General features: G+C 80.6%; 4 protein-coding genes. All 4 read right to left on the reverse strand.

Annotated elements, in window-relative coordinates:
- A partial coding sequence (locus IE170_RS33075) for a TOMM precursor leader peptide-binding protein (RefSeq protein ID WP_229885372.1) occupies positions 1-593 on the reverse strand: 593 nt, incomplete at its 3' end.
- Positions 590-2,296, reverse strand: coding sequence for a hypothetical protein (locus IE170_RS31945; RefSeq protein ID WP_189812977.1), 1,707 nt, complete (start codon positions 2,294-2,296; stop codon positions 590-592). The genes IE170_RS33075 and IE170_RS31945, both read right to left, overlap by 4 nt.
- A complete protein-coding gene (locus IE170_RS31950) occupies positions 2,293-3,459 on the reverse strand; it encodes a lantibiotic dehydratase C-terminal domain-containing protein (protein WP_189812978.1) in 1,167 nt (388 codons plus the stop codon). The genes IE170_RS31945 and IE170_RS31950 overlap by 4 nt, the downstream gene beginning before the upstream one ends.
- 61 nt (positions 3,460-3,520) lie before the next feature.
- The coding region (locus IE170_RS31955) for a lantibiotic dehydratase (protein WP_189812979.1) at positions 3,521-4,046 on the reverse strand (526 nt) is incomplete at its 5' end.

Here is a 4,046-nt window from a genome sequence, read left to right on the forward strand (position 1 = left end):
AGCGGCCGGCACACCGGGCAGCCGCCGACCGGCCGGACCCGGTGCGCGGACCAGGTGGCCCGACCCCCCTGGACGACGTACACGGTCGCGGAGGGCGTCGCGCCGTCCCCGTCGGGCGGCCCCGCCTCGCCGAGCAGCCCGGCGGCGAGCATCAGCGCCCCCTCCGCCAGCGCCGGCGTCCCGGTGCCGCCCAGCCGGAGCCGAGGGCTCCGCCACGGTACGCGGCCCCCGGCGCTGGCGAGCCGCTGGTACTCGGTGCACACGAGGCAGGCCCGGGCCGCGGGCTCCAGCACGGGCCCGACGACGGTCAGCCCGCCGTCCTCCCGCACGGGCACGAGCCGTACGGGATGCGCCAGGGCATGCCGGCTGAGCCGCTCGGCCGACTCCAGCGTCCAGGAGTCCAGGTGGACGACGGCACACCCGGAGCCGGTCGCCAGCGCCGCCTCCACGTCCAGGACGGGCAGGCCGGCGGGGGCCTCGGCGTGCGGCGCCGCGGCGGGAAGTGCCGTGGCGTCCCGCTGCGTGGTGCGCGGTGCCGCACCAGGGCGGGGGGTCCCGGGCATCGGTGCCGCATGGGTCGGGGTGGCGTTCACGGGGATCCCTTCGGGCCGGCCAGGACGGTGAAGCCGCAGGTGTGCAAGGCCGCGGCCGTCCGCAGCGCGGCGGGGTCGTCCGTCGGCGGCCACGGTCCGGGGGCCGGGCCCGCCAGGCGCATCAGGGCCGCGGTCAGGGCCGGCTCCCGGTGTGCGATCCCGGCCAGCCAGACCTCGGCCCACCCCTCGTCCGCCCAGGCCGCCGGTGCGGCGCCCGCGGCCGCGAGCGGGGCCTCGGCGCCGCTCAACGGGACGTGTGCGGCCCCGGCCGGCCCGTGGTCGGCGGCCATGGCCCGGGTGACGGCGCCGAGCAGGGCCATGGCCGCCGCATCCGCCGGGGTGGCCTCCACCGCGCTGCCGAGCGCCGCGGGGGAACCGGGAACCCGTACGACGGCCCCGTACGCCTGCTCCGCGCCCAGCCGGCGCACCACCGGCAGGGCCTCCGCGTGCCCCGCGAAGCCGGTGAGGACCGCCCGCCAGTGGCGGGCCTGCGGGTGCTCGCGCCACTGCTCCTCGGGTAGCGCGGGACCGGCGTCGAGCCGGTCGGCGGCGAGGGCGGCCCGGCGCAGGGCCCGACCGCGCGCGTGCTCCGGCCCCGCGCCGACCACCGCCGCGCCGCCCAGCCGGAGTTCGGCTGCCCGGCATGCCGCGGCGAGGCGGGCGAGGTCCGCCCGGGGGGCTCCCGCCACCAGGGGCCCGGCGGGGGTCGGGCAGGCGGCCAGCGCCGCGGGGAGCTGCGGCAGCGCACCCGGCATCGGCGCGTCGAGCACCCCCAGGAGGGGATCGGCCAGCGCTCCGACGCGGCGCAGTGCCTCGGCCAGGTCGCCGGCCGGTGGCAGGCCGGGCTCCGAGGCGGCGGCCGGCCCGGCCACCCACGGGTGGTAGGAGGCCCGGGGCGGCGCGGCCTCGGCCACGAGGACGGCGGGCAGGCCCGGCAGCAGCCGCTGGTCCTCGTCCGCCCCGGCGGGTTCGGGCAGTCCGGCGGCTGCGCACAGCAGCCGCTGCGCGGCCGCGCCCGCCAGGAGGGCCGTCAGCGCGTCCGGACCGGCCTCCGTCCCGCTGGCGTCGGCAGGGTCCGCAAGCCGGGCGGCGAGCGCCGCGGCGTCCGCGCGCACCCGGTCGGGGGCGGCCGGGGCCGTGACGAAGCCGCCGCCGGCCGTCCGGTCGGCGGCCACGGCGACCGGCGGGGCGCCGGCCGCGGCGACGACCAGGCCGGGCGGCAGGCAGCCGTCGGTCCGCGTCTCGGGCCGGACTCCCGCCCGGTGCAGGGCCCGTATCAGGGCCGCGGCGAGGGGTGCTGCCGGATCGGCGGCCGTGACGACCGGCGGGGCGGCGGCCAGCCTCGCGGCCGCCTCGGCCGGGCGCTCGGTGGACGCAGCCAGCCAGGCCGCCGGCTCCTCCCGGCCTGCCGGGAACTCCGCGAGCAGCCCGTGTGCCCGGAGCTGCCCGGTGAGCCGGTCCAGCGCCGCTGCGACCCGCGGGTCCGCCGGATCCAGCCCGCCCGACCGGCGCACCGCCCCCGCGGGGGCGGCCGGCTCCGGAGCCAGTCGGTCCCTCAGGAGCTCCCACAGGGCGGGCAGGGCGCGGCTGCCCTCCAGCGTCACGCTCGCGTCCCGCCCGCGCAGGTGCAGGCCGGACCGCAGCACGGTGGCCTCGACGCCCGGCCGCAGCCGGACGGCGGGCGGCCCGCCGTGGGCGGTCACCGGGCGCCCTCCACGGCGGCGATGACCTCGTCGATGCGGTCCTGCCAGCGGTGCCCGGTGAGGCCCGGCACACTCCGCACGACCAAGTGCGCGGCCAGGTAGCGCTCCACCGGCAGGACGTCGCACACGGCCAGCAGCCGGTACAGGGCGTTCGTGCACGCCCGGTACACGAGGTAGTCGGTGCGGCCCCACATCGCGCCCTCGGGGTCCGAGCGGTGCAGCTGCCGGTGGAAGTCGCTGTAGCGGGTGCGGACTTCGCGGTTCCAGCGCGCGGCGGTCTCCGGGTCGCCCAGCGCGGCCGCCCGCGACCGGTACTCCGCGGCGACCCCGGTGAAGTCCGCGCCCGCCGCGTGCCGTTCCTCCGCGGTCCGCCAGGCCCCGGCGGACCAGTCGGCCCAGGCACGTTCGCGTCCGGTGGCGCCGCCGGACGCGATCCGGCCCACCAGCGCGGAGATCCGCTCGCCAGCGGCCTCCCAGCGCCGTTCGAAGGCGGCCCGCAGCCGCCCGTCGGGGTCCTCGTAGACGAGGAAGTCCTCCAGGTGGGACAGGAACGAGTAGTGGCCGCCGACCAGGCCCTCCGGGTGGGCGGCCGCGTGCGCGGCCAGGGCGGTGACCACCAGCTCCACCCGGGCCGCCGAGGTGTCCCCGCGGTCGCCGAGGAACGCCGTGCCGGCTTCCAGCGCGGGCAGGCCGGCGGCCAGCAGGTCCTCGCGCAGCCGCACGCCGTCGGGGCCGATCAGCGCCGCCAGCGGATCCAGGTCGACGGGCTCCACGCGCACCGTGTTGTCGGGGAAGAGCGGCCCGTACGGCGGAGGGACGAGCTCCGCCCGCCCGGCCGCGGCGGCCTGCTCCAGCAGCTGCCGTTCGTCGGCCTCGGCCCGCGACGGGTGCGCCGCCGCGTGGGCGCGCAGCTCCGCGGCCGTACGCTGCGCCGCGGCCGCCACCTGTGCGGGAGCACCGCGCAGCCGCAGCCGTACGTGGGGGCCGCGCAGCCAGTGGCGTTCGACGTGCACGGCGAGCCCCTCGGCGGCCGCCCGCCGGGCCGGCGGCAGGACGGCCTCGCGGAGCAGGGGGGCCTTGACCGGCTCGTAGTGGTGGACGACGACGTCGAGCGCGGTCGGCGCCGGCGGAGCCGGGTCCGGGCCGGTGGCCGGGGCGTTCATCGGGGTGCCTCCTCGGCGGGTTTCGGGCGGGGCGTCGGCGGGGACGGGCGGGGGCGGGCGGTCAGCCGGTGCGGGCGGGGCGGTGCGTCTCGGCGACCAGCTCGACGGCGCGGGCCGGCCGGTCCCGTCCGCCGAAGCCGGGCAGCGCCTCCTCCAGCACCACGCCCCGCGGATGGCGGGCCAGCCAACCCGGCAGGCACCGCAGGTGCAGGGCGCTGCCCAGATCGAGGGGCTGCGGCTTCGGCGCGCGCAGGGAAGCCAGGAAGTCCTCCGCGGCCCGCCCCGCGGGCGGCTGCGGCACCGGGTGGAGGAACAGCTGCTCGGGCAGGCCCAGCAGGGCCCGCCAGCGGGCGACGGCGGCCGCCGGTACGTCCCCCGGGTCGTCCGCGAGGTCGGTGCGCAGCGCGGCCAGCACCCCCTCGGGCAGGTGCCAGCGGCGCCGGGCGAGCACGACGTGGCGGTGGCGCAGCCGGGGCGTGCGGACCACCTCGCCGCCGGGGGCGGGGGAGGCGGTGCGGGGCAGGAGCGGCCGGAAGTCCACGACCCCTTCGGGGTGGTCGCACAGGAACGGCGCGAGGCGCTGCGGC

The organism is Streptomyces toxytricini, assembly GCF_014649915.1.
GTDB classification, from domain to species: Bacteria; Actinomycetota; Actinomycetes; order Streptomycetales; family Streptomycetaceae; genus Streptomyces; species Streptomyces toxytricini.

Bases quoted from the DNA above. Each gene is read 5' to 3' on its own strand.
- IE170_RS31950 (WP_189812978.1), bottom strand. From the start codon at position 3,459: ATGAACGCCCCGGCCACCGGCCCGGACCCGGCTCCGCCGGCGCCGACC.